Annotated in this window: 20 protein-coding genes; 10 read left to right on the forward strand and 10 right to left on the reverse strand. The window is 33.6% G+C overall.

Going from position 1 to position 24,580, the window contains the following annotated elements; all coding sequences use genetic code 11:
• Nucleotides 1-26: 26 nt before the first annotated feature.
• The 6 genes from BST92_RS11425 to BST92_RS11450 all read left to right on the forward strand — a co-directional run bounded on the left by BST92_RS11425 (nucleotide 27) and on the right by BST92_RS11450 (nucleotide 7,233).
• Nucleotides 27-1,871, forward strand: a complete 1,845-nt coding sequence (locus BST92_RS11425; RefSeq protein ID WP_105071571.1) for a Calx-beta domain-containing protein — start codon at nucleotides 27-29, stop codon at nucleotides 1,869-1,871.
• Nucleotides 1,871-2,746 (forward strand): hypothetical protein, encoded by an 876-nt coding sequence (locus BST92_RS11430; protein WP_105071572.1) that lies wholly within the window; start codon nucleotides 1,871-1,873, stop codon nucleotides 2,744-2,746. Before BST92_RS11425 ends, BST92_RS11430 begins: the two co-directional genes overlap by 1 nt.
• 118 nt (nucleotides 2,747-2,864) lie before the next feature.
• Complete coding sequence (gshB, locus tag BST92_RS11435) at nucleotides 2,865-3,896, forward strand: glutathione synthase (protein WP_105071573.1); 1,032 nt, start codon at nucleotides 2,865-2,867, stop codon at nucleotides 3,894-3,896.
• 16 nt (nucleotides 3,897-3,912) lie between these two features.
• Nucleotides 3,913-4,725, forward strand: coding sequence for an N-formylglutamate amidohydrolase (locus BST92_RS11440; RefSeq protein ID WP_245910916.1), 813 nt, complete (start codon nucleotides 3,913-3,915; stop codon nucleotides 4,723-4,725).
• Nucleotides 4,700-5,881: a peptidase MATCAP family protein gene (locus BST92_RS11445; protein ID WP_105072263.1), complete on the forward strand. Its 1,182-nt coding sequence runs from the start codon at nucleotides 4,700-4,702 to the stop codon at nucleotides 5,879-5,881. Before BST92_RS11440 ends, BST92_RS11445 begins: the two co-directional genes overlap by 26 nt.
• The gene (locus BST92_RS11450) at nucleotides 5,881-7,233 is read left to right on the forward strand and encodes a hypothetical protein (RefSeq protein ID WP_105071575.1); all 1,353 of its coding nucleotides are present in this window, start codon (nucleotides 5,881-5,883) and stop codon (nucleotides 7,231-7,233) included. Before BST92_RS11445 ends, BST92_RS11450 begins: the two co-directional genes overlap by 1 nt.
• On the opposite strand, the gene BST92_RS11455 is transcribed toward BST92_RS11450, so the two are convergent.
• The 3 genes from BST92_RS11455 to BST92_RS11465 form a co-directional block, all read right to left on the reverse strand.
• Nucleotides 7,230-8,021 (reverse strand): DUF3050 domain-containing protein, encoded by a 792-nt coding sequence (locus BST92_RS11455; RefSeq protein WP_105071576.1) that lies wholly within the window; start codon nucleotides 8,019-8,021, stop codon nucleotides 7,230-7,232. The genes BST92_RS11450 and BST92_RS11455 overlap by 4 nt on opposite strands.
• A gap of 99 nt (nucleotides 8,022-8,120) precedes the next feature.
• Nucleotides 8,121-8,777 (reverse strand): hypothetical protein, encoded by a 657-nt coding sequence (locus BST92_RS11460; RefSeq protein WP_105071577.1) that lies wholly within the window; start codon nucleotides 8,775-8,777, stop codon nucleotides 8,121-8,123.
• 101 nt (nucleotides 8,778-8,878) lie between these two features.
• Entirely contained in the window at nucleotides 8,879-12,640 is a 3,762-nt protein-coding gene (locus BST92_RS11465) for a tetratricopeptide repeat protein (RefSeq protein WP_105071578.1), read from the reverse strand.
• A gap of 142 nt (nucleotides 12,641-12,782) precedes the next feature.
• On the opposite strand from BST92_RS11465, the gene BST92_RS11470 reads away from it, so the two are divergent.
• Nucleotides 12,783-13,382 (forward strand): PhnA domain-containing protein, encoded by a 600-nt coding sequence (locus BST92_RS11470; RefSeq protein ID WP_105071579.1) that lies wholly within the window; start codon nucleotides 12,783-12,785, stop codon nucleotides 13,380-13,382.
• A 47-nt stretch (nucleotides 13,383-13,429) separates the two neighbouring features.
• Here BST92_RS11470 and gldG read toward each other — a convergent pair whose 3' ends face one another.
• From gldG to BST92_RS11490, 4 genes are read right to left on the reverse strand one after another with little or no spacing between them, the layout of a single operon-like run.
• Nucleotides 13,430-15,112, reverse strand: a complete 1,683-nt coding sequence (gene gldG, locus BST92_RS11475; RefSeq protein WP_105071580.1) for a gliding motility-associated ABC transporter substrate-binding protein GldG — start codon at nucleotides 15,110-15,112, stop codon at nucleotides 13,430-13,432.
• Nucleotides 15,113-15,114: 2 nt separating this feature from the next.
• Nucleotides 15,115-15,840, reverse strand: a complete 726-nt coding sequence (gldF, locus tag BST92_RS11480; protein ID WP_105071581.1) for a gliding motility-associated ABC transporter permease subunit GldF — start codon at nucleotides 15,838-15,840, stop codon at nucleotides 15,115-15,117.
• Complete coding sequence (locus BST92_RS11485; RefSeq protein ID WP_105071582.1) at nucleotides 15,837-16,133, reverse strand: putative quinol monooxygenase; 297 nt, start codon at nucleotides 16,131-16,133, stop codon at nucleotides 15,837-15,839. Before BST92_RS11485 ends, gldF begins: the two co-directional genes overlap by 4 nt.
• Nucleotides 16,130-16,960 carry an SAM hydrolase/SAM-dependent halogenase family protein gene (locus BST92_RS11490; protein WP_105071583.1) on the reverse strand — a complete coding sequence of 277 codons (831 nt, stop codon included), beginning with the start codon at nucleotides 16,958-16,960 and terminating at the stop codon, nucleotides 16,130-16,132. The genes BST92_RS11485 and BST92_RS11490 overlap by 4 nt, the downstream gene beginning before the upstream one ends.
• A 160-nt stretch (nucleotides 16,961-17,120) precedes the next feature.
• Between BST92_RS11490 and BST92_RS11495 the strand changes: the two genes are divergently transcribed.
• Both BST92_RS11495 and BST92_RS11500 read left to right on the forward strand, forming a co-directional pair.
• Nucleotides 17,121-18,074, forward strand: a complete 954-nt coding sequence (locus BST92_RS11495) for a PhoH family protein (protein WP_105072264.1) — start codon at nucleotides 17,121-17,123, stop codon at nucleotides 18,072-18,074.
• 146 nt (nucleotides 18,075-18,220) lie between these two features.
• A complete protein-coding gene (locus BST92_RS11500; protein ID WP_105071584.1) occupies nucleotides 18,221-19,186 on the forward strand; it encodes a phosphoribosylaminoimidazolesuccinocarboxamide synthase in 966 nt (321 codons plus the stop codon).
• A 50-nt stretch (nucleotides 19,187-19,236) separates the two neighbouring features.
• Here BST92_RS11500 and BST92_RS11505 read toward each other — a convergent pair whose 3' ends face one another.
• Both BST92_RS11505 and BST92_RS11510 read right to left on the reverse strand, forming a co-directional pair.
• Nucleotides 19,237-19,971: a flavodoxin family protein gene (locus BST92_RS11505; protein WP_105071585.1), complete on the reverse strand. Its 735-nt coding sequence runs from the start codon at nucleotides 19,969-19,971 to the stop codon at nucleotides 19,237-19,239.
• Nucleotides 19,972-20,164: 193 nt separating this feature from the next.
• Nucleotides 20,165-21,142 (reverse strand): YitT family protein, encoded by a 978-nt coding sequence (locus BST92_RS11510; RefSeq protein ID WP_105071586.1) that lies wholly within the window; start codon nucleotides 21,140-21,142, stop codon nucleotides 20,165-20,167.
• Nucleotides 21,143-21,514: 372 nt separating this feature from the next.
• Between BST92_RS11510 and BST92_RS11515 the strand changes: the two genes are divergently transcribed.
• Complete coding sequence (locus tag BST92_RS11515; RefSeq protein ID WP_105071587.1) at nucleotides 21,515-22,558, forward strand: flavin-containing monooxygenase; 1,044 nt, start codon at nucleotides 21,515-21,517, stop codon at nucleotides 22,556-22,558.
• A 75-nt stretch (nucleotides 22,559-22,633) separates the two neighbouring features.
• Here BST92_RS11515 and BST92_RS11520 read toward each other — a convergent pair whose 3' ends face one another.
• The gene (locus tag BST92_RS11520; RefSeq protein ID WP_105071588.1) at nucleotides 22,634-24,478 is read right to left on the reverse strand and encodes a PLP-dependent aminotransferase family protein; all 1,845 of its coding nucleotides are present in this window, start codon (nucleotides 24,476-24,478) and stop codon (nucleotides 22,634-22,636) included.
• Nucleotides 24,479-24,580: the final 102 nt, after the last annotated feature.

Consider the following 24,580-nt stretch of genomic DNA (forward strand, 5'->3'; position numbering starts at 1 on the left):
CTTTTAAAATACTAAAGCACCTATTTATGAAAGTTTTACGTATAATTCTATTGTGCTTATTTGCATTTAATTACGCCTATGCTCAGGTAGGTATTGGTACTGAAACACCTGATCCAGCGGCAATATTGGATGTGCGTTCTGAAATCAGCCCAGGAGTTTACGGTGGATTAAAATTACCGACACTTACATTAGCACAAAGAGCAACAATAACAGCACCCATCCCCGATGGTTTAATGATTTACCTAAGCGATGGAAACAATCGTTGTTTGCAGATTTATGATGGCACACGTAGTCAATGGATGGATTGGTATTGTATGAATGAATTGCCAGAGGCATCTCTCGTAGATTATACTGGAATTTTAGAAGTAGATGAAAATTTATCAGCTAGTTACACTTATACAGATGGTGAAAATGATACAGAATCTGGAACTTCTTATCAATGGTATCGTGCAGATGATGCAAGTGGAACTAATGTTATTGCTATTTCAGGAGCAACCGCAGCTACTTATTTAACCACTACCGCAGACGGTAATTTTTATGTTGCTGTAGGTGTAACACCTAGAGCCAGTACTGGAGCTAGTCCAGGTATTGAGGTTTTAAGTCCTTATAGAGAAATAAAATTCAAACAGACAGAAATCGAGTTTGCCGTCGCTTCTAGTACTATCCCAGAAAATGATTTTAGCACAATCAATATTAATGTTCTCAATCCTAGTCCAACTGTTGCGACAACGGTTGAGGTCAATTTAAATGCTGCAAGCACCGCCGGTGTTTTAGGTACAGATTATGATATCGATGATAATAATAGTGTAGCGGTAACGGCTTTTCCATTCACGATGACAATTCCTGCAGGTGCGACAACTGCTAGTTTTGTTGTATACGCTTATGCAGATGATAATAATGCTGTAGATGAAATATTACAGTTAGATTTACAAAACCCTAGTGGTGGAATTAACCCAATTATAGGTGCGGTAGGTTCGCATTCAGTTACTTTTATAGATGATGATAGCGCTACTGAAATTGCCTTTGATTCTATCACCTATTCAGAAGTTGAAAACGGATTAGTCGGTTCTATTGATATCAATATCATTAATCCTTCTACTATAACAGCTACCACGGTTGAGGTAGCTCTTAACGCATCATCTACAGCAACAAATGGAGTTGATTATGACACGGATGCCATAGGAACAGCACTAACTTTTCCTATCACAGTAACATTTCCTGCTAATACCAGTGCTTCACAACAAATAGATTTCTTTATTACTAATGATCTCATTTCTGAAGGAGATGAAACGATTGTACTTGATTTACAAAATGTATCTGGTGGAATAAGCACCATTATAGGAGCAAATGCATCTACTACATTCAACATAGTGGATGATGAAGTGCCATTGTTTACAGAGATGAATCAAGATTTTGATTCTAGCGTTAATTGGAATTACACTCTTTCTCCAAGCGCCTATAATGTGAGCGATGATGTGTGGAATATAGTTAACTCTATGACCTCTATTTCTACGTTGAATGGAAACTTTTGGGGTATGAGGGATTTAAATAATTCAAATGGAGGAGGGAACTTTCTTCATACATTGACTTTTGATGATGTAGATATTTCAGGAGGTACTAATGTTATATTTACATTTGATTATGAATCACAAGATTTAAATGCTGCTAGTGATCGATATGGTTATGAACTTTATTATGATGGTGTAGGGCAAGGACAGCAAAATATTTGTGCAGGTTGTGATACAGACCTTAATGGAACTATCACTATAAATATTCCTAATACAGTTACAACATTTGGTGTTGTAATGTACGGTCGTTTCGATGGAGGAAGTGATCTCGCTGCATTTGATAATTTTAGACTTTATCAATAATGAAATTTCTTCTACTCCTTCTTATACTAACAAATATATCTGCTGCACAAGTTGGTATTAATACTGATTTACCTAACGCTGCATCTGCTTTAGATATTTATGGTCAAAATACAGTAGGATTTGGTGGTCTATCAATACCTCTTGTGACAGAATCTCAAAGAGGTCAAATTATCACCACACCTCAATCTGAAGGAATCATTGTTTTTGTGTCTTATGCCAGTGGCGTTAGATGTCTCGAGATTTATGATGGACAACAAGATGTATGGCAAAAAATAAACTGTCTAACTTTAGATCCTATTATTTTATATACTGAGGATTTTGAAAGTTACACATCAGGTACTGGGATTAATGGATCTGGTAATTCAGGAGATTATCCGGCTTCGGTTTCAAAATGGACTTTAAACGATATTTATGGAAGTCTAGCATCATCAGATTATGTAGAAACACAATCAGGTATGTTAGAAATTAACGATACTAATGGACCTATTGAGCTAGATACCCAATCTATTAACATTACTGGTTATAGTAATATATCGTTTAGTATAGATTTAAGTAGTACAGGACCGGTAGAATATAACCCATCACTACACAACACAGATGATACCAATTCTGTAAATGACTACATGGATGTGTCATATTCTATAGATGGTGGTGCATTTGTAACCATTACAGATTTTAATGGTAATGGTACAACACACCATACCTTGATACCTTATTATGTAAGTGGTGGAGCAGGAAGCGCTCCTTATTTTCCAGATGATACAGTAACTCAAACAGGATTAACCGGCTCTACTTTAGTCATAAAAGTTAGGTTTCAAAACTGGTCTGGAGATGAATTTTTCTATATTGACAATATTATAGTTACTGGTAATTAAGAAAAACTTTTTTAGCCTCTTAAAGTTGCTGTTAAAAAAGCCTTATTATTATAATACTACACTGGTTACTATCAGATTTTCTTCTTAGTTTTAAGCACTACCAACTAAATTTGAAAACATGAATATTTGTTTCATCATGTATCCGTGGGACGAGATACAACCAGAACACGATTCTACACTAGCAATAATTCATGAATGTGTAAAGCGTGGCCATAAAGTAGCCGTTGCCACACCTGCAAACCTTACAATAAGAGATAGTATAGCATATGCCTTTTCTAGTGTAATTAAAAAGATGGAAAAGGTGCCAGCACAGTTCAAATCTTTTTACAAGCAAGTAGAGCTTAAAGAAAAGATGTTGCCACTAGCAGGATTTGACATTATTATGATGAGAGCAAATCCACCATTAGACCCTATAGCTTTAAATTTTTTAGATTCTGTAAAAGATGATGTATTTATAGTTAATGATATTGAAGGATTGCGAGAAGCAAATAATAAACTATATACCGCTTGTTTTGAAGATCCTAATAACGAGATAATTCCCGCAACGCATGTTTCAAAAAACAAAGAATATCTAAAAAGTGTCATTAAAGATAATCCAAAGGATCGCATGATCATGAAACCATTAAATGGTTTTGGAGGTAGTGGTGTTATTATGATTGAGAAAAACGCGATGCATAATGTTAACTCATTGCTAGATTTTTATATCGATAATAAAGACGGTACTACTAATTATGTCATACTACAAGATTATATAGAAGGAGCAGATCAAGGCGATACTCGTATCTTATTGCTTAATGGTAAGCCCATAGGAGCTGTGAAACGAGTTCCTGGAGATGAAGATCATCGTTCTAACATTAGTGCTGGTGGTACCTTTCAACGTCACCAATTAACTAAAGCAGAAAAAAACCTATGTCATAAGATAGGTCCTAAACTTGTTAAAGATGGACTATATTTTGTAGGCATCGATGTTATTAATGGAATGTTAGTAGAGGTAAACGTAATGTCGCCAGGCGGTATTACTTACATAAACAAGGTATCTAAAGTAAAATTACAATGTAAAGTTGTCGACTTTTTTGAAGAAGTTGTAGGTGAAAAAATACTAGCTTCAGAGAGAAGAGATAAATTAAAAAGCTCCATACGCAATGCTTAAATTAAGTATCACTGAAATGCTGATGAAAATCGAGCGTGAAGAGCGATTTCATGCTGTGGCTACCGATTATTCTTTTTCAATTAAAATAGATAAATATGTACCCTTTGTTTGTGCAGCGGTACACGATGGCCATCACTTTCAGAAACAATTGTGGGACAACTGTATGCATACACAGTATGACCGCTGGTATGAGGAAGATCCTTGTACTGGTGAGATGATTTCGGGATTACCTATTACTCTTATAGCACATGATTCTAGGTTTGAATACGATTTAAATAGAGATCCACTTGAAGCTATCTATGAAACTGCTTGGGGAAAAGAGCTATGGAAAAAACCGCTTTCGCGAAAGCAGAAAGATCAAGCCATTTTAAAGCATAATAATTTTTATAGAGTGGTACTGTCTTTGATAGTAAAGCTAGAAGAAATGTTTGGGTCGACGGTATTCTATGATATACATTCTTATAATTGGAAAAGATGGGATCGTAAAGTACCCGTATTTAATCTAGGAACTAAAAATATAGATCAAGACCGATTTGTACATGACATACAACAGTGGAAGGAAATACTAGATAAAATTGAATTGCCTATAGAACAAGAAATCAACTGCGGGATTAACGATGTATTTCAAGGTAATGGCTACTTTTTAAAATATGTCACATCTAACTCCTTAAATACTTTAGTACTGGCAACAGAGATTTCTAAAGTATATTGTGATGAAGAAACTGGAGTCATTTATCCAGATATTGTTCACGCGATAAAAGATCAATTTAAGTATTATATACAAGCGCATGCACACAGATTTTATGAAAGACACGAACGTATTGTTTAAGGGAGAAAAACTTAATCACGCAGCTATTTATGATATAGATGCAAACGTTCATAGACTAGTAAGTAAAATTGAGTTGCTGGCCTACATCAATCCATTAAATATCGCACAAGAACGCAAAAACTTCTTTAAAGAAAAATTCAATTACCAACCTGATTTTAAGTATCGTAAGGTAAAATTTAAACCTTATAAACTTCATAGACTATTTTTCTCTCAACGATTAGAACGTGTAGAAGATGAGTTAATTCAAAGTCTTTATAAAGATATTATATACACATATAGTGGTCTTGTACAATGTATTGAGACGATTAAAGAGCCAGGAAACAAATTTTACTTTAATAGTCTAAGATTCTTTGGAACGCCTACAGAAAGGATGGTAGATAATGCAAAGTTTATCTTGCATCATCAGGTACCTGTTTCTGAAAAGGCTTTATTTGAAAAAACGTTATCTACAGAAGACGCCATAGAATATTTTAAAAACTTCAGAAATCAATATGGTTTTGATTTTTCTATAAAAACCAGTTCTGCCATGAGTGCTGCAGCGATGGTTTCTAATAATGAACAATGTTTATATCTCAAAAAGAATCAAAAGTTCTCGAGACATGAGCTAGAATTACTAGGCCATCATGAAATAGGTGTCCATCTAGTCACTACTTTCAATGCGTTAGAACAACCTTTAAAGGTTTTTAGTAACGGCTTTCCTAATAATGTAGAGACTCAAGAAGGGCTTGCGGTTATGTCTGAATATTTAAGCGGTAATCTGACCATGACTCGCTTACATGAACTAGCTTATAGAGTTATAGCGGTAGACTCTCTTACAAAAGGCTACTCCTTTGCAGATACTTTTGATCTTATACATAATCAGTATAAGTTAAAAAAAGAAAAAGCTTTTAATATCACCTTGCGTGTGCACCGTGGTGGAGGTTTTACTAAAGACGCCTTGTACTTATCTGGTCTTAAGAAAATATATGATCTGTACAAAGCTGGAAACTCACTAGATCATTTGATGATGGGGAAATGCTCACTAGAGTATGCTCCAGTAGTTAATGAATTGTTGAATCAAGGACTAGCCATACCGTCAAAATATAAATCACTATCCCTGCAATTAGAGCCTGTCATTGATCCAACCATTGATTTTATTTTAAAAAATCTTAAATAATGAGATATCTCATACTGCTTTTTACATGTTTTTGCTTTTTAGTAGCTCAATCTCAAAAGAAAGTTCCTGTAAACTTAACCTTTGAGTATACAGATACACTTACTGTTAACGAATTTGTCTGGGTAGGGCAACCAGGATTAGATTATGGTACCTCTCTAGAAGCTATGGAAAATGGCTATTTACCTTATAACGGCTTTCAGTATTTAAACTGGTTGAATCATAAAGTACAGTTACATTTAGAAGAGGAAGATACTTTTACTATTGTATTAGGTCAGGATTTTGATGAGTATAGTTTCTATTATGCTGGTGAGGTAGGAGCTATTAAAAACAATTATATATTAGATAGAGTTCGATTATTACAAGAATTAGAAACAGATGCTTCTTATCAAAAGTCAGATAGAGAACAGGCAAAGTTGTTATTAGAACAAAAGAAGGACAGTATGCTATCCATAGCTGGATCCTTAGGGCTTACAGATTCTTTTATAAAGGATGAAAAAAAATATTGGCAGTATTATATCAATTACCACTACGTTTTTCATGATGTACTACGTAATGAAGACTTAGATTTTACATCACTAGACATAACTGATTTTCCTGAAATGGATTATGACAATCAAGAAGATCATTTTAATTATAGAGATTATTTAAAATTAAGTCTGGCTTACCATTATCTGAAAATTAATACGCTGCAGGATTATGATAGTATGAAAGATGCAGTAAAAGATATTGATTCAAGAATTCTTAAATTTAGTTTAATACCTATTTGGGCTGATCAGATTTATAAAAGAAATTCTCGTAGCGAGGATTACATGCGATTAGTCAATAGATTTTCTAATTCACCTTCTCATTACCGATCTGTAAAGGATATCTATAATAAACGGAATAGGTTAACGCAGGGAGATTTCTTTCCTTTTCCTGAAACGACTGATTTTTATGATAAACCTATTGAGCTAGAAAAGGCTAAAGGTAAGCCAGCATATATACTAATATATGCGCCAGAAGATGAGTATATTGATAACAACTTTCTAAAGTGGAATCAATTTTATTTACAACATCGAGATGAAGATGCGCGTTTTATTACTATCGGTCTAGGGACTGATCGAGTTAAGGCAGTTTTTAAAGATGTTTTTTTAAATTCTCAAATTGTAGGATCCCATTTAAGTACCAGTCCCAGAGAAGCTAGAAATCTTTTAGAAAATCTAAGTATAGGTTATGTGCCTACCATTATCAAGATAGATGAAAGCGGTAACATCATTGATTTTAATGTAAATGCTAACTTAAAAAAAGTAAATCCTTTTCAAAGTCGTCCCATTATTTTAAGATGGAGATCTGAACTAGGGAAAAGCTTTTAGTGGTTATATGATACTTGCATTTTATCTTCAGTAATCTGATTATTGATAGTATCCCATAAGGCAATCCTTTTTTCGAGCGCTAATTTTGCAACGGTTAAGACTTCATCCCACTTTACTTGATCTGTACCACATAATTCCTCTATCATCTGTAATGATAAAGGACCATGCTCATCTCCATCTAATTCTATATGTCGTTCTAGGTAATAGCGTAGTTTATTAAATTTATTATTCTTAGCATCGGCAGTTTTAAGAATCTCTATAAATATATCAGGTATTACATCTTCTCTGCCAAAGGTGAAAGCAGACGCTATTAAATGTGCTTTATCGGTCTCAATGATGTCAAAGGTGAATTTCACAAAATCAATAACACCATCATTAATTTCAAGTTTTCTTAATGCCGATCCTACAGTCTCTCCAGATTGAATTGAATTTATAAAATCTTGAATTTGATGAGTATCTGCACCGACTTGATACATCGCATCTAGATACATTTCAAAATGACTTTTAGGCTCGCCTATTTCATTAATATCACTTTCTTCACCATGTACTATCTCATTGATAAAACGGGCTAGAGTAGGGTTTTTTACAGGTATCCATGGAGTGGAAACATTAGTTAATTGAATTTGTAAAGATTTTAAAAGTGACATAAAATCCCATACTGCATACACATGGTTCTCCATAAACATTTTTACATCATCCATACTAGATAAATTATTGTATAGTTGATGTTGTTGCAATTGATTTCTTAAATCAGCAATTTGGTCTTCTATGTGATGTACTTGTTTCATCCTATCGTCATTTGATTTTTACAACCATGTAGTTGTAAAAGGAAACGGCAACTTACATCCTGATTTGTTGAGAAATTTTAAAATTTCCTTAAAAGTGATTTAGAAATAACTCAACATTTTCATGATAAGAACTATGGGAGCTATAATGACACCTATATAGAAGATTCTCTTACCGTGTTTTTTATCTTTTAATGAGTAGGAATCAACTTTTTGACCATTGGGCAAAGTCTTCTTTGATGTCCATAAAAAATAACCGATGATTAAACCTAAAAAGCCACCTAGGATAGAAAAAATATAACCGGCAATAATCCATGCCTGTTGATTATCATCGGGTTTTGCTAGTTCTTCTAATCGTTGTTTTTTTAAAGAAATGAGCAACTCTTTGTCTATAGATTTCCCACGTTCTTTCAATAACTTTTGAGCTAGTGTGTAATCTAGACTGCTCCATTCATCAGATTTTAATAGTACATCATACAGTTCTTCATCCGTAAAGTCAAAGAGATAATAGTCTTTCTCAATTTCATCGAGCACAGCGTTTGAATGTTGTTCTAGAATATCTTCAGCCTTGTTAAAATCGGCTTCATTGATACGCAATTCTATTTTATGTTGTAGGGTACTGCCTGAAAATGTGACGTCTACTGGCGGTACATTATCATCGAGAACGACATCTATATTATTGTTTTCTAATAATTCTTTTATTTCTAGTGCTAGTTCTAAAGTTGGAAATCTTCTAAATATTGAATATTCTTCTTGCATATGGTTAGGTTGTTAAGAGTCCGCTTTCGCGAAAGCGTATTTTAAATAAAAAAGAGGTTATGATATCATAACCTCTTTCATAAAGTAAAACAGAGATATCCTTATTTGTAAGCTAAGTATTGTTCTCTAGTCTCGATTACAGATTTTACAAAGTTCTTAAAATCTGCATATTCTGAAGCTTTGATAACTTCTAAGCTAGGTTTAGATACAATTTTAACCTCTATCTTATTAGGTGCTAGTTCTTTATAGGTGATTGTATAACTATGTTTTTTATAGCTTAGCGATTTACTCTCTGGAACTTCAATAAACTTTTTACCGTCTTCTAACTCAATGGTGATAGATTCAGTATAAGAAGATGTGTCTTCATAATCACGATATAGAATGTCGTGCTTGCGTTCATCCTCGGCAATTATACTTTGTGTATATGGAACAGAGAATAGTGGTAATTGAAAGGTTTTCATTTTACCGATGGATCCTGGTTTAGATAATAAATTAAGTTCTGTTTCAACCTCAATACCATCTGATTTATGATCATATGTTGCTTTAACGATCTTATCTACATCAAATGTGGTCGTAGATCTATTTTCTAAGAATGATTTTAAATTGTCCTTTTTTAGCTCTTCATTTTCCTCATCTGCTAGACTACGTAAGTATGATGAAGTACTTGCTTTAAGATTGGTAGTCAGTTTTGCTTTAAAGGCATCTTCTTTAACCGTTATATAAGCTGTAGTGTTATATTGACTAGGTGCTGTTGCCGCATCTTGTAGGATGAATAAATCATTAGTCATCTTATCATTTTTATCATATGGTATTTCTAGACCTATCGCATGATTTAATGATCCAGGAACTGATTTATAAGGTAAATATTTATCTGTTAATTCTAGAAACTGTTCTTGCCCATCTATTTTAGTTTTGACGATACAGTGATTAAAATCTCTAGATGGAAGTTTTAAAGCATTCTCTCCATAGTCTGATGTAAGTATTAAAACTAGATTTGCGTCTAGATCACTCATAGAAGCTAATGTTACAAATAGGGTAGAGAAGTCTTTACAGTCTCCTAGTTTAGATTTTATCGTTTTAGATGGCTTTTGTGGAACATAGCCACTTTGCTTAAAGCTTACATAACTGTATGTAAATTCATCTGTGATATAGTCATAAATAGCTTTTGCTTTTTCGTCATCTGATTTACCTTCATGCCCGTTAGGGAATATGGTATTATAAGCAGTAGTAACTTCGTCTTCTATTTCTATCTGACTGCGCACTAAATCAGAATACCATTCTGATATATCTTTCCAGTCTTTTAACGTACTGATATGGATATGCTCTGTCTGATCTACTAGGTTTTTCATGTAGTCTTCTGCTAGTGTGATTGCAGCTACATCTTTAATACTCCATTCATAAGTCTGCATTCCATCAGTCTTATATTTTTTTACTGGGATCTCTCCATTGACAACCTCGTGGTATAGTGGTCTATTACTTTCTGAAATAACTCTTAAGTGATATTGCTTTATAGGGTGATATCCTTTTACATTATATACATTATCATAGTCTTTATAAAATCTTCCGTACGTGTAGTACTCTGTTTCATAATCTAGGTAAACGATATCACCTATTTCTAGATTATTAAAGACCATGCTAGAACCACTGCGTTCTGCTGGTTCAATACTTTTATCCTTTTTAACGATTTCTGATTTAGTTATTGTGTAATTACCTCCTAAACCTAGATTGTATTCTTTAATTGATTCTATACCGTTAAGTGTGGTTACTTCATAAATCATAGTACCGTGATAACGTACACCACCACGACTATATAGCATTAAATTATTTTCTTCTAATAAAATATTGAGGCCATAGTTATTCTCCATGCCACTATCACGATTTTTCTCAATGTATTTGTAATGATCTTTAGTCTTTATTTTTTCCATAGGATCTGTAATCCCTTTAAGATCATATACTTTGCGACGTAAGGATAGGTCTGATAAACTACGTTCTAATTTTTCTTCATACCATTTAATGGCTTCTTTCTTATTCTCTAACTTTAAGTAAGTATCACCCATTAATGTACGTAGTCTTAAGGCGTCTGGGTAATTTTTCAATCCTTTATTGATCAGCTTTAAAGACTCATCATACTTCTTATTTTCATTATATACATAAACCATTCTTTGTAAATAATTGTTATAAAAGTCATATCTCAACAGATTGGTTTTCATTATGTCTTCCCATTCTTGCTTGCGGTTTTCTCTACTATAAATGCCTGCTAAATTATTAATGATGTACCATGAGTGATATTTTTTATGCGCATCAGTTAAGATTTGCTCATATCGCTTTTCATCATTTAAAATAGAGTTATAGAATCCAGCATAGGTAGCCAGACCTTTTATTGTGGTTCTTTCATCTTTAACAAGTCTATCTAGAATCTTTTCAGCTTGTTTTTCTTCTTCATTACGCAGTGCAATGAATAAATCACACATTTCATCTATAGTATTAAGGTTAGTCGCACCTTGAATAGCTGTCATTTTTTTTCTGAATTCTTGTTGATCCAGATTCATAAGCTTATCTGTGTCAGCAAATTCTAATATTAATGATTGATAATAATCTGGATCATTCTTCATTAAATTCTCCATGACTTTAAGAGCTTCATCACCTTGATCACTTTCAGTATAAGCATTCATCAACATGGTGTTTAGTAAAGAGCTTTGTGGGTTTTTCTTTAATTGTTCTTTTACTAAGTTGATTGTTTCTTTATATCGTGCATTGTGTTGTAAACTATGGTATAAACCATAGAAACTTAAGAAGTCGTCTGGATTATCATTCAGTTTATTTCTAAAAAATGCCTCCATAGGATGTTCTAAGGCTATGGCATTAACACTTGCTGTCGTTCCTTTAGTGTAAGATTTTTTACTGAGGTCATTGCCTAGGTTAAGTAGTTTACCATCCGTGTCCATAAATCTTGCAATGTAGTAAGGTGTACCACTAGAGGCAGATTTAATTAAAATTCTATTAGTTCCTGCGTTAAGTGTTACTTCTATTTGATGAGCATCAAGTTCAGTGCGCACGTCTTCTTTATCTTCTAATATTTCAACATCATTTAAGAATACCTTAATGATACCGCCACGACCTAGATGTAAAACAGCTCTTTGTTCTTTATCTGACTGAATAAATGTTTGCGCATAGTTTATTTTATTTCCATATTCATCATGATTGATAAAGTCTTTATAAGGGCTCAATGGATTATCTGGTGCGACATACCAGTTTACAATTCCGTTACCATTGGTATCAAAGCCTTTTACAGCAGTAGCCTTGTTTTCTGGAGCATAAGTAATGTTTAGTCCACTATCATTTAAGTTTTCAAAAGGTCCTACTAGTTCCCAGTTCTCAATGTTTTTAATAGATGCAACCAGTTGTTTTTGCTTATCAAAATCTCTTGAAACCTCTGCATGAATGCTTTGCATATATGAATATGCATCTTTAAGGCTTGCATTTTTGAGCTGCGGCGTTTCAATTTCTGCTAGTCTTCTCAATTCTAGAGGTGCAAATCCTTGTGATTCATAATCTGAAAAAAGAAAGGTCTCATGCCACGAGGCAAATAAATAAGGCTCAAAATCTGCTTTATTGAGTAGGCCTTCTAAATAATTATAGTCATTTGCTATTTCTCCATTTTCCTTAAGAACAATTTGTTTTAAGTAGTAATTCTCTACATTACTTTGATCTAGTTTTTCTACTAGTTTAAGGGCATCAGCTCGTTCATTGTTGAGTAATAGATTGATAACCTTTTCTGATTTTTGAGCACTTAATTGAGTTGAAAATCCTAATAGAAATACAACCATTAAGGATTTAAGCACAGTCATTTTATTTTTCTGCATTAGTTATTGGTTAGTCGTTAATATTGTCGCCTACAATATAGCTCATTATCTTAATTAACAAAAGGTCCTTGAAAGAAGATTTTTACAAAACATTATTAAAAGTGTTAAGGTTTTTTACCTTTACCGTTCATAATAAATAAACATGTCAGACTTACTTAAACAATTAGAAGATCGATCAGGTAATAGCTGTGAACTTTGCAGCGCAACAGATACACTAGAGCAAAAAGTGGAACTTGCAGTTTATGAGGTGCCAGAATCTCCTAAAAACGTAAAAGAAATTGCCATTTTAGCATGTAAAACCTGTCGCGAGCAGTTAGAGGACAGTAGTAAGGTAGATGTCAATCACTGGCGTGCACTTAATGATTCAATGTGGAGTACAGTACCAGCAGTACAAGTTGTAGTTTATAGAATGTTAGATCAATTAAAGGCAGAAGGCTGGCCTCAAGATTTACTAGACATGATGTATATGGAAGAAGAAACAAAAGCCTGGGCTGAAGATGGGATTCAACGTGGTCCACAAATCATTCATAGAGATGTCAATGGCAACATTTTAAAAAGAGGTGACAGCGTTGTAATAATTAAAGATCTAGATGTAAAAGGATCGAGTCTAGTGGCAAAACGTGGTACTGCCGTACGTAATATATCATTAGTACATGATAATGCAGACCAAATTGAAGGTCGTGTAGGACCTACACAAGTTGTGCTATTAACTCAATACGTAAAGAAAACATCTGGCGAATAATTAAAACATATGCTCTGAAGAAATTACATTTCAAATCGGTAGAGATACTAAAATGAATACTTTTTTCTTCTCATATAATTAAATACTAAACCGAATATGGCAACCGCAACTAGTGGTAATAAAACATTAATCAATTGCCATTTTGTACGTTCATCATAACTCTTTTTGAGATTTAAAAATGGAACCGTGATATTTTTACTACGCAATTGAATTAATCCAGTATCATCTAATAGGTAGTTTACGGTATTCATTAAAAATTCTTTATTTCCATAAAGAACACCAGTACGTATGTCATAACCTAGTTCTTGCGCTTTTCCCGCATCTATTTGATTTTTCATTACATCTCCATCAGCTATAAGAACGATAGCGCTTTCTTTACCATTGTCAACGGTCTTAGTAATTTCAAATGGTTTTATTCTATTTTTATAAGCACTGGTAAAGCTACCTTCGGCGAGAACAGCTAGCGGTTTTTCACCTACCTTAGTCGCTAGAGGATCTATAGGTTGATCTAATTCTGAAAGAGAAATAGCTGCCGGTAATATTTTAATTTGTGTGTCAGGCGATGTGCTTAATAATACGGTCTTTTTAATATTGTTTTTAAGGGTATCAATAGTTCCCGTGTATTCAAATTTTACTACTTCCAGATTTTTAGTAATAGGATTATCGCTATCAGATTTTGAAATAGGGTAATATGGCCAGTCAAAAGCCTCATATTGCGTATTACGACCTTGACCAGTGGCTAGAGCAAGTCCACCAGCTCTTTCATCCTTTACGATTCCGTTATTAAGCCTTAACCCATATTTAAAAAGTAAATTATCTAGATTTAAATCTCTAGGCATTCCATAGCCTATCGATTGTGGATTTGCAAGGCTATCATTTTCAAATATAATAGGATCTGCAGCTAGTAACATTTTTCCACCATTCATGATATATTGATCGATAATATAGTTTTTAGTCTCGCTAAAAGCAACAGTAGGTTTGGGTTCAATGATTAAATCAAATTTTTTAAGTTGATTTAAAACATCTACAGGAGTTACACTATCATTGTCCTTTACAAATTCGATCCCAAAAGGTGCTACACGGTAGTATTGTTGTAAGGTCTTAATAAAATCCCTGATTTGTAAATCACTTAATTCACCACTATCTCTTAAAACAGCAATGGTTTTAGACTTTTCATTAATGACTTTACTCATTCCGTCTGCAAACTGATATTCTAGCTCTTGTATAGATGAGTTAACACGTTCCTCCATCGTGGCTCGAGCTACAGTCTTTAATAATGGAACTGCGGTAGTTTTACCATTATAAACCATAATAGCCCATGGAAACACCACTACTTTAGTGCTCTTTCCACCTTCCATGATAGTTGCCATAGCTGGTTTAATACCATACTGTGCCAGTCGCATAGTAATTTGCTCTACAGCTTCAATGCTCTCATCTTCAGTAGGGTTAACAAAATTAAATTTGATATTTTTATTTATCGCAGCATACTCTTCAAGTAGTTGCTGCGTTTCAGATTGTAGTTTACGGAACTCAGGTGGTAACTCACCATCTAAAAATACGTCTATAAGCATCGTGCTCTCAACACTTTCTGCAAGCTGCGTCGCAACAGGTGACAATGTGTAGCGTTGATCTTTAGTTAAATCAAAACGTTCATACCATTTACTAGCTCCATAATTGATAAGAACCAGTGCTGCAATAATTACGATTAGGGATATAATTATTTTCTTCATTCTTATTGCTTCTGGGTGATTATTTTAAGGCTCAATTCGCTTAAAGCGAAAAATAATACAGCAACACTTAAGAAATAGATCACATCTCTAGTATCTATAACGCCTCGTGCCATACTTTCATAATGATATTTTAAACCAAGAAAGGCTAGACTGTCATTATTAATTACGGTTGAGAATCCTTCAAAACCAAAATACATCACAAAGCATAAAACAGCGGCTAGTAAAAAGGCAATGATTTGATTTGAGGTAACAGATGAACAAAAAATCCCTATACCTACATAACACAATACGAGCAGTAAAATACCTGCATAACTACCTATAGCGCTACCTATATCTAGATTGTTAACTGTTTCTCCTAGTTGCCCTATGGTAAACACATATAGCAACGTGGGAAGTAGTGCTATGATGATAAGCGTTACACCAGCGAGATATTTACCAGCGATAATTTTCCTAAAGGAGATAGGTCGGGTAAAAATCATTTCTAATGTTCCCAGATTGCGTTCTATGGTAAAACTGCGCATCGTCACTGCTGGAATAAGAAATATGAACAACCATGGCGCTAATAAAAAAAACGGTGATAAATCTGCAAAACCATAATTAAGAATATTGAACTCACCATCAAAAACAAAAAGGAATAGACTTGTTACTAATAAAAATATGGCGATTACTAGATAACCTGTAATGCTAGAAAAATAGCTTCTTAATTCTTTTAAATAAATGGCTCTCATAAAAGACTATGTATTTTATTTAAAGAGTTGGCACTAGGTTTTTGGTCAAAAAGAGCCTTAGTCGCTGGCCATACTTCACTAAATAACGCAGAATGTCTATAATTATTAAGCGCTTCTTCATTTTCCCAATAACTGTAGGTATAAAAACTACAGTAATCTTCTTTATCTTGATAGAGTTCTAATAAACTACAACCATCTTGAGCACGTATTTGCTCTTTATGAGATTCAAACAATTTCTCAAATGCAGTGACAGCGTCTGGTCTAAAATGCATTCTTACGATACGTACTATCATGTCTCGTTAAATTTTATATTGATAGGCGTGTTGTCCTTGAGTCCAAATAGACTGCTGGCACTACCTACAGTTATAGGGTTAGATTTATATGTAGCGATTTCAATATACCCAGAACTATTGAATATAACTATAGCCCTACCGTCTATATCACGTTTATAGTCTTCTTTATTAAAATCTATAAAACCAGAGTAATGGTCATAGATTTTAAAATGTTTCTCACTACGTGCGGTAAGTGTAAAATCTCGACCTTTTCCAGTATTTTTAAAAAGCTCTCTAGTAATATTAGTAACCGCATTGCCGTAATTATCTATATAAATGACCTGTCCATTGATAGAATTACTAGCAACGGCAGGCTGCATACCAGATATGTTTTTTAATTTCTCAATAGGCTTACCTATGACTTCTAGAGTTCCGCCACGAGCGATGTGACATGCCGTTTGTACAAAAGCATCCATAACGGTAAAGTTAGAAGTAATGCGATCGTGAATATTAATTTCGACTATTTTATCTGCATTAAACTTTGCAGTTAATAAACACATAATCCCATTATCTGCACAGACAAAATAATGTCCGTCCATATAAACCGCTACATGTTTATTGTCCGGTGTATGTTCAGCATCAACACCTATGATATGTATCGTTCCTTTAGGGAACGTATAATAGGCATTTTTGATAATATATGCTGCTTCAGCAATGTGAAAAGGTGTTACTAAGTGTGAAATATCAACAATATTCACATCTGGCAACTCACTAAAGATTGCCCCTTTAACCGCGCCTACATAGGGATCTTTTAATCCAAAATCTGTGGTCAATGTGATTATAGGCATAAAGGTGCTGGAAAGTTGTTAATTAAATAAGGATTAAAATTTTGTTACTATTGCGGTTTTCCTATTACAATTCTTTAAATTGTTACAAGTTTTGCAAAAGTTACAAGCTCAAGCAAAATTAAAAAATAATAAACGCAATCATTCATATAATCACACGCTTTTGAACGAACTTATCATTGATCTGTCAGAATCTAATCCTAGAGAGTTTTTTGGGGTAAGAAATAAAAATTTAGCTTTTTTAAAACAACATTTTCCCAAACTTAAAATTGTTGCCCGAGGTAGCACGATGAAGGTTTTTGGAGATGAGGAACAGCTCACAGAATTTGATAAACGCATCCAGATGATGCTAGAACACTATGGAAAATATAATACCATGGATGAAAATATTATGGAAAGAGTCTTAACCAGTAATAGTAGAGAAGACTATGATAATGGAAAAGGTAGTGGTGATACCTTAGTACATGGTGTTAGTGGTAAAATAATTAAGGCCAAAACACCTAATCAGCGTAAACTGGTAGAATTATGTAAAAAGAATGATATGGTTTTTGCCATAGGTCCAGCCGGTACCGGTAAAACATATATGGGAGTTGCTATGGCTGTAAAAGCGCTTAAGGAAAAGCAAGTGCGACGCATTATTATGACCAGACCAGCAGTTGAAGCAGGCGAGAACCTAGGGTTTTTACCAGGTGATCTTAAAGAAAAATTAGATCCTTACATGCAGCCTATCTATGATGCATTGCGCGATATGATACCTGGAGAGAAACTATCAAGTTATATAGAAAAAGGAATTATTCAAATCGCTCCATTAGCGTTTATGAGAGGTAGAACACTTGATGGTGCTTTTGTTATATTAGATGAAGCCCAAAACACAACTCATGCACAAATGAAGATGTTCTTAACACGTATGGGAAAAGACGCAAAGTTTTTCATTACCGGTGATCCTGGACAAATTGATTTACCACGACGTGTGATCTCTGGCCTTAAAGAAGCTTTATTAATCCTTAAAGATGTGGATGGAGTAGGTATGATGTACTTAGATGATAAAGATGTTGTACGTCATAGACTGGTTAAGAAGGTAATTGCAGCATATAAAGATATTGAGAATAGAAATTAAGGGTATTATTTCGCTTTCGCGAAAGCGAACACAACACACCAAATTTACTTTTCATATTTAGTCAATAACTTATTGAAAATATACTGTCGTTTTTCTCTAAAATTTAAGAAGATTATTTGAAATTTGTAATTCACATGAGATGTACTATGAATTTACCGAATACCATTACAGATATAGATTTTAACTTTCCTAACCAGACTAATGTTTATAAAGGTAAAGTGAGACAAGTTTACAGCATTAACGATGACTTGCTAGTAATGGTAGCCAGTGATAGATTGAGTGCGTTTGATGTAGTAATGCCACGTGGTATACCTTATAAAGGTCAGATACTTAATCAAATAGCGACGCAAATGATGCAGGCGACCGAAGATCTAGTTCCTAACTGGTTGCTAGCTAGCCCAGATCCTAATGTCGCTATAGGTTATCAGTGCGAACCTTTTAAAGTTGAAATGGTGATACGTGGTTATATGAGTGGTCATGCCGCTAGAGAATATAAGGCTGGTCGTAGAGTATTATGTGGTGTGCCTATGCCAGACGGAATGAAGGAAAATGATAAGTTCCCAGAACCTATCATCACACCTGCTACTAAGGCAGAGATGGGAGATCATGATGAAGATATTTCTAGAGAAGACATTATATCTCGAGGAATCGTTAGTGAACACGACTATGAGATTTTAGAAAAGTATACTCGAGATTTGTATAAGCGTGGTAGTCAACTTGCAAAAAAGAGAGGCTTAATACTGGTAGATACAAAGTATGAATTTGGTAAAACTAAAGATGGAAAAATAGTCTTAATAGATGAGATTCACACACCGGATTCTTCACGATACTTTTATGCTGAAGGTTATCAGGAGCGTCAAGATAAAAACGAACCTCAAAAACAATTGAGTAAAGAATTTGTGCGTCAGTGGTTAATTTCTCATGATTTTCAAGGACTAGAAGGACAGACTTTACCAGAGATGGATGATGATTATATACTATCGGTAAGTGAGCGATATATAGAATTATATGAAAAGATCACAGGTAAAGAATTTGAAAAATCAGATACCAGTGATATTAAAAACCGTATTGAGTCTAATGTTCAAGATTGGTTTGAAGCAAACTTTATGTAATTGTTTTAGAATTTATATGTAAATATTTTTGTGGCTTTCATATTATAAGGCTACCTATATTCTGGGTTTTCAAATTCCCATCGCTTTCCATCATCCCATTGAGCTCTAGAATTCCCATAGCTAGGATATCCGCCGTTTGACTTTAGCATAGAGGCTAGATGTAATAGGTTATAGGTCATAAATGTTGTGTTTCTATTAGTTAAATCACTTTTAAAGCCTACTGGTGGATTTATCTTTTCACCTTGCCATTCTGTGTCACCATAACTAGGTCCAGGACCTACTTCACCTATCCAACCGCAATCTGCTTGTGGTGGAATAGAGTAGCCTACATGTTGTAAAGAATATAGAATTCCCATCGCACAGTGTTTTACACCATCTTCATTACCCGTTATAATACAACCACCTACTTTACCATAGAATTTATATTGCCCTTTATCATTTGTTTGTCCACTCATAGCATAGAGTCGCTCAATAAGTTTCTGTGCTTGAGATGATTTCTCGCCCAGCCATATTGGAGTTCCGACGATAAGAATATCTGCATTGATAATTTTATTAAATAGGGTAGGCCATTCATCCTTATCCCAACCATGTTCTGTCATATCTGGATAGACGCCACTAGCAACGTCGTGGTCGATAAACCTGATGGATTCAACAGTAACATTTTCTTTTATCATAATCTCTTTAGAGACATCAATTAAGGAATCCGTATGGCTATGTTGAGGAGATTTCTTTAAGGTACAATTCACGTATACAACACTTAAGTTGCTGAAATCATGTTTTTGCATAATACTTTATCGAGATTTAATTATTCAAGGAATATCGTTTAAGGATATGACCTTTTACAATGCTTAAGTTATTATTAATCATTGAGATATAGTCTTAATGAAATCGCAAAATGTAAAGCTTATTTTTATTTGAAATTAGAATTTTAGGATTGTTAAGATTAAAAATTGCAATCTGGAATAGGTATTTATAAACTTAACTCTTCAAAGGTCTTTTTTTAATCATACCACCTTTGATATCTTTTATACTATTCATGATTATGAAAGCATTAGGTTCAATCTTTTCAATTTCAGTATTCAGTTTATTTAATTCTAGACGTGTAATAACAGTATAGATGATATCCATATCTTTAACGACTCCATTCTTTGCATATCCGCCTTGCCCTTTATAAATGGTAACTCCACGGCCTAGTTTACCTATTAGAACTTCTTTAATGCGATTACTTTGTGATGATATAATGGTTACACCTATATATTCTTCAATACCTTCAATAACAAAATCTAGTGTTTTAGATGCGGCGATGTATGTAATCATTGAATAGAGAGCGATTTCTATTGATAAAAAATAAGCAGCAAATGAAAATATAATAATATTAATGAGAATAATTATATCACCTATGGTAGTAGAGAATTTTTTACTTAAAAATATAGCTAGAATTTCTGTTCCATCGATAACCGCGCCACCTCTTATAGATAAACCTATTCCTGCACCTAAAAAGAAACCTCCAAAAATGGCAACCAGCAAATCATCATCAGTTACATTAGGGAAAGGCACGACAGCAACGCATAAAGCTAATCCCATAATAGCCAGTGCTGTTTTAATGGCAAATCGTTTACCCATTATTTTATATCCCAATACAACAAATGGTAAATTCACTCCTATAATAAGTAGGTATAAAGGCACTCCAGTCACGGCTGCAACTAGCAGTGATATACCTGTAGCGCCACCATCAATAAAATCGTTAGTTAGTAAAAAGCCTTTAAAGCCGAATGATGCCGAAAATATACCAATGACTATAAGAACAAAGTTTTTAAAATTACGTTTTAGAGAGATTACAAAATCATGATATTTTTTAGCTAATCTGTATTCTGAAGGATGTCCCTTTGGAAACTTCTTTTTATCCCTGAACTTTTTTGTCGATTGAACAATAAGATTTGCTAAAAATGGATTCATTATAGTCTTAATGATTAAGGGTTTGGTAAAAAAAAAAATGGGTGTTTATAGAATTATAAATTTTTATTTATAAAATACACAATATTATTTAAAGATATTAATTAGAACCTAATAAACTATAGCTATACTGCTAATTAAACAATAATATTATCACCTTATTTAATGAATTAAGCTGTATGTAATCAGGTGTTTATGGGTTCTGTCTGGCAGTGGGATTATAGTTTATGTTAAAGATGTAATATAGTCTTTAATTTAAAAAATCAAATTCACGAATTTTTAAGTTTACAATTGATCAATAGGTGTTTAATTTTGGTAAATTAAGGATCACTTTTTAAGTCCTTACTTTTGCATCGAATTATAAAGAGTAACTCGATGTTGGATTATGTAGTAATTGGTGGCGCACAAGCAGGTTTATCTATAGCATACCATTTACAAGAACAGAATAAAAATTTTTTAATTGTCGATGGCGAGGAGCAAATAGGCGCGTCTTGGTTAAATAGATGGGACTCGCTTAAATTATTTACACCTACAGAATACAATCATTTACCTGGATTAAAATTTAAAGCACCAAAAAATCATTACCCAACAAAATTTGAAGTAGCAAATTATTTTAAAGCTTATGTCAAAAAATTTGAAATACCAGTTCAGTTCAACACATTAATTACGTCTGTTCGCAAAAACAAGAAGACTTTTACAATAGAGTATAAAGATGGAATTATTGAAGCTAAAAATGTAGTTATAGCTACGGGACCTTTTCATATTCCTTACACACCGCCATGTCATACTAAAGCTTCTCAAGAAATACTTCAAATTCACAGTAATTATTATAAAAATGCGAACCAGTTACAAAATGGAGATGCGCTAGTTGTAGGTGGTGGTGATTCTGGATATCAGATTCTGAATGAAATTTCAAAAGATTCTTCTAGAACGGTTTACTTTTCTGGTGATACTACTGTTAAATCTTTACCACAACAGTTTTTAGGTAAAACATTATGGTGGTGGTTTACGGTGACTGGTTTTTTAAAATATAATAAGTATAGCTGGATAGGGAAGAAGATTAACTCATCTACACAACCAGTTATAGGTACAGATGTAAAAGAAATACTTTCAAGAGAAAATGTCATTCCAGTAGGAAGAACTAGAGATGCATCAGATCACAAGATATTCTTTGAAAAAAAGAAAGTTTCTACAATTAAAAATATAATTTGGGCAACTGGTTACCGTCCTAACTTTTCATGGATAGAAGGTCTAGAATTAGATGCAGATAATTATCCTAAAAATTACAGGGGAATCAGTAACATTAAAGGATTATATTTCATGGGATTGCCATGGATGTATACTCGTGGTTCTGCGACTTTAGGAGGTGTGTCTAAAGATGCTCAATTTCTAGCAAACTATATAAGTTCTAACAATTAGTTCTAAATTGATTTTATTAAAAATGCCGCTAGAATTTAATCTCAGCGGCATTTTAATTTGAATACATCTCTAACTTTAAATATGATCAACAAATTCTTTAAATACCCTTTTATGTAACTCTAGGTCTAGATCTGGTGATAGAGAAGCTCGAACTATATAGTCTTTATCTCCTTCTTTGGTAGTACCTTGAGTTGATGTCGCTGGTATGGTCCAGTAGCAACCTTTCAATTGCCCATAACTCACACAAAATTTACTTTCGTTTGGTATTTCAGTGATCATTAGATTGATGAGCTTAAGGTTTAAAGCTCTTTTATAGGTTTCTTTCTCTTCCTCGGTAGCACCTTTTGTAGGTAGGTCTAGAGAGAAAACAGATGGTGTAAATCCTTGTTTTGCAAGCTCTTCAGATACAAAATTGATTTTTGCATTAGGCAAAGTCTCTTGGACAAATGTTACAAATTCACGGGTGTTTTTATAAGCGTCTTTAATACGTTGATTCATTGACGGCAATTGAGCTGCAAGAATCTCATATTGTAAATCTGTTGCTTCATTATCACACAAGGTTAAGTGTAACTCAATCTTATCCATCAACTTACTAGTTTTATTGTTACCTACACAGTATCCGGCAGTACATTTTCCACCACTAGGGAATTTAGAACCGCTGGCATACGATATTGTTCTTACTGTTGATAACATTTTACCATCACCTAGAAAATGTACATTAGGACAAAAAGTTTGATCTAGAATAAATACTGGATCTATCGCCGTTGTTCCCTCTGGTGTTTTACGCTCTTTACTTAAAGCATTTTTCAAAGCCACTAGATCAGGAACTTCAACTCTTGGATTTGTTGGTATCTCAGCAATAATGTATGGAACAGCATCTTGAGCAGCGATTTGATTTAAAACATTATCTATACTTTGTACCATATCATTATCACCATCTACCGGTAAGTCTACAACAGCTACATTGCTTAAGCAGGCAGCTACACGTCTGGCTTGATCATTAGTTCCACCATAACAATTAGGTGGTACAATAAATTTGATAGCTTTGCCAGGATGGTTTTCTTGCGCGTCGTGTACTAATCCCATCATTATGGCATATTGAATAGATAATCCACTAGATGCAACTAAAGGTGATAACTGCGTACCTGTTATTTCTTTAATAGAGTTTAATACACTAGTTTTATCATTAGTGACGTCACTATCTGTCACAATAATAGGTTGTTGCTTTACTAGCGATTTTAAAGCCACTAATGAATTAGATGGTGTCATTGCTATAGTTTCTCTTCTACGTACATGTTGTATGTCAGAAACATAGGATTTATCTAAAGAGCTATTAATAACTAAAACACTACCCAATTTGCCATGCAAGCTGATCACAAAGTCAATATTTGAACTAATATTTACTGTATTTATGCTATCATTCTCAGTGATGAAAATAGTACTACCATTAAATGCTACTATCTCAGATGGGTCGTTTACTTTTTGTAATTGAAATTCATATCCATAAACTTCTTTTAAAATTGTTGTATTAAAAATGGATGGTAATTCACCTGTATAATTAATCTGAGTATCTCGATTTTCCAACAAATTTTTTCTCAATACGGCAAGTACAGGAATTATTTTTGAAGAAAAACTAATAACATTTTCTGCCTCTAGTCCATTTAACTGAGCAATTCCCCATTCTAACACACTAGATAATGGATGGCCCAATCTTATATAATCGTAAGCTGTAGGTAATACAGCTAGAGCACCAGTAGAAGCATTATTTTTACTATAAAGAGTTTCTAATTGCTCTAGGAATTGTGTTTTTGCAAGTTTTTCATTATAAATATCCAGTCTATGAGTGGTAAGGCCTAGCCAGTCAGAAGGATGGTTTTTGATTATTTCTTCTAAATAATTGAGAACTTTATTGTCTTTCATAAGTATTAAAATAGTGGTACAAAAATATAGATTAATTAAGGGTCTCAGGAATGTTTAACAAGATGTTTAATATCCTGTGGTTGGGTCTTAAGAATCTAAACC

This window comes from Nonlabens arenilitoris (assembly GCF_002954765.1).
GTDB classification, from domain to species: Bacteria; Bacteroidota; Bacteroidia; order Flavobacteriales; family Flavobacteriaceae; genus Nonlabens; species Nonlabens arenilitoris.

Excerpts from the sequence above, each read along its gene's own strand:
- BST92_RS11425 (WP_105071571.1), top strand. The coding sequence starts at position 27 with ATGAAAGTTTTACGTATAATTCTATTGTGCTTATTTGCATTTAATTAC.
- BST92_RS11430 (WP_105071572.1), top strand. The coding sequence starts at position 1,871 with ATGAAATTTCTTCTACTCCTTCTTATACTAACAAATATATCTGCTGCA.
- gshB (WP_105071573.1), top strand. The coding sequence starts at position 2,865 with ATGAATATTTGTTTCATCATGTATCCGTGGGACGAGATACAACCAGAA.
- BST92_RS11440 (WP_245910916.1), top strand. The coding sequence starts at position 3,913 with ATGCTGATGAAAATCGAGCGTGAAGAGCGATTTCATGCTGTGGCTACC.
- BST92_RS11445 (WP_105072263.1), top strand. The coding sequence starts at position 4,700 with ATGAAAGACACGAACGTATTGTTTAAGGGAGAAAAACTTAATCACGCA.
- BST92_RS11450 (WP_105071575.1), top strand. The coding sequence starts at position 5,881 with ATGAGATATCTCATACTGCTTTTTACATGTTTTTGCTTTTTAGTAGCT.
- BST92_RS11455 (WP_105071576.1), bottom strand. The coding sequence starts at position 8,021 with ATGAAACAAGTACATCACATAGAAGACCAAATTGCTGATTTAAGAAAT.
- BST92_RS11460 (WP_105071577.1), bottom strand. The coding sequence starts at position 8,777 with ATGCAAGAAGAATATTCAATATTTAGAAGATTTCCAACTTTAGAACTA.
- BST92_RS11465 (WP_105071578.1), bottom strand. The coding sequence starts at position 12,640 with ATGCAGAAAAATAAAATGACTGTGCTTAAATCCTTAATGGTTGTATTT.
- BST92_RS11470 (WP_105071579.1), top strand. The coding sequence starts at position 12,783 with ATGTCAGACTTACTTAAACAATTAGAAGATCGATCAGGTAATAGCTGT.
- gldG (WP_105071580.1), bottom strand. The coding sequence starts at position 15,112 with ATGAAGAAAATAATTATATCCCTAATCGTAATTATTGCAGCACTGGTT.
- gldF (WP_105071581.1), bottom strand. The coding sequence starts at position 15,840 with ATGAGAGCCATTTATTTAAAAGAATTAAGAAGCTATTTTTCTAGCATT.
- BST92_RS11485 (WP_105071582.1), bottom strand. The coding sequence starts at position 16,133 with ATGATAGTACGTATCGTAAGAATGCATTTTAGACCAGACGCTGTCACT.
- BST92_RS11490 (WP_105071583.1), bottom strand. The coding sequence starts at position 16,960 with ATGCCTATAATCACATTGACCACAGATTTTGGATTAAAAGATCCCTAT.
- BST92_RS11500 (WP_105071584.1), top strand. The coding sequence starts at position 18,221 with ATGAATTTACCGAATACCATTACAGATATAGATTTTAACTTTCCTAAC.
- BST92_RS11505 (WP_105071585.1), bottom strand. The coding sequence starts at position 19,971 with ATGCAAAAACATGATTTCAGCAACTTAAGTGTTGTATACGTGAATTGT.
- BST92_RS11510 (WP_105071586.1), bottom strand. The coding sequence starts at position 21,142 with ATGAATCCATTTTTAGCAAATCTTATTGTTCAATCGACAAAAAAGTTC.
- BST92_RS11515 (WP_105071587.1), top strand. The coding sequence starts at position 21,515 with ATGTTGGATTATGTAGTAATTGGTGGCGCACAAGCAGGTTTATCTATA.
- BST92_RS11520 (WP_105071588.1), bottom strand. The coding sequence starts at position 24,478 with ATGAAAGACAATAAAGTTCTCAATTATTTAGAAGAAATAATCAAAAAC.